Here is a 1,070-nt window from a genome sequence, read left to right on the forward strand (position 1 = left end):
GCCCGGTTACATTCCGAACCCGGAAGCTAAGCCTTACAGCGCCGATGGTACTGCAGGGGGGACCCTGTGGGAGAGTAGGACGCCGCCGAACAATTCTTCAAAGGGTTGGATCCTGAACTTCGGTTCAGGGTCCAACCCTTTTTTGTTTGGCGTTACTTGAAGTTCACGTTGCGCTACCACGATCGCCGACATGGGTACTGCTGCAATGCTCAGGGCCGCCGGCGTCGGAGTCGGTGACGAGGTCGTCGTCCCGGCCTTCGGGAACGTGGAAGTCGCCGAGGCCGTGGTGCTGGCCGGGGCGCTTCCGGTGTTCGCCGACATAGATCCGGTGACGTACTGCCTCGACTCGTCCGCTGTCGAGGCGGCCGTAACTCCGCGGACGGCGGCTGTCGTTGTCGTACACCGCTTCGGTCGGCCGGCTGACATGGTGCGGCTGCTCGGGGTGGGGGAGCGGCATGGGCTGCTCGTGCTCCAGGAGGGGGAGTCCGAGGCGCCGTACGACGAGACCGCTCAGCGGAGGCAGCGGGCTGCCTATCTCGATACGAAGTTGAGGGGCGTGCGTACGCCAGACGGCGGGGACGGGCACACCTATCAGCAGTACGTCGTGCGCGTGCCGGGCAATGGGCGGCCGGACCGGGATGCCTTTGCTCGGGCCGTGCGAGCCAGGGGTGTTGAGTGCCGGGTGCCGGTGAAGACGCCTGTGCATCGGTTGCCCGAGTACCGCCGGTGCGTGTCTCTGCCGGAGACCGAGCGGGCCGCGGATGAGACGCTGGCGCTGCCGGTGGATGCCGTGCTGGCCAAGCGGGACATGCAGCGGATCGTGGGCGCGTGCAATGCCCTCGGAGGGCTGCTGCAGCCCGCCTTCTGACGCCGGTCAAGGTGGTTGGGAGTACGGGTCCGTTCGGGGTATGATCTATTCCGTTGCCGCGGGGGAAACCCCCCGAAAAGGTGACTGGCCCCTATAGCTCAGTCGGTAGAGCGTCTCCATGGTAAGGAGAAGGTCAACGGTTCGATTCCGTTTGGGGGCTCCATAAGAAAAGGCCCCCGCCCTTCCGGGCGGGGGCCTTTTC

General features: G+C 65.7%; 1 protein-coding gene, 1 tRNA gene and 1 rRNA gene. All 3 read left to right on the top strand.

Features of this window, described 5'->3' with window-relative positions:
* Nucleotides 1-91: ribosomal RNA gene (gene rrf, locus ACFWWR_RS48590) — 5S ribosomal RNA — on the top strand; the annotation flags it as partial.
* Nucleotides 92-205: 114 nt separating this feature from the next.
* Nucleotides 206-868 (top strand): DegT/DnrJ/EryC1/StrS family aminotransferase, encoded by a 663-nt coding sequence (locus ACFWWR_RS48595; RefSeq protein WP_383876605.1) that lies wholly within the window; start codon nt 206-208, stop codon nt 866-868.
* A gap of 87 nt (nt 869-955) precedes the next feature.
* Nucleotides 956-1,031, top strand: a tRNA-Thr gene (locus ACFWWR_RS48600).
* Nucleotides 1,032-1,070: the final 39 nt, after the last annotated feature.

The organism is Streptomyces sp. NPDC058678, from assembly GCF_042714835.1.
Classification (GTDB): Bacteria; Actinomycetota; Actinomycetes; order Streptomycetales; family Streptomycetaceae; genus Streptomyces.

Bases quoted from the DNA above. Each gene is read 5' to 3' on its own strand.
- ACFWWR_RS48595 (WP_383876605.1), top strand. From the start codon at position 206: ATGCTCAGGGCCGCCGGCGTCGGAGTCGGTGACGAGGTCGTCGTCCCG.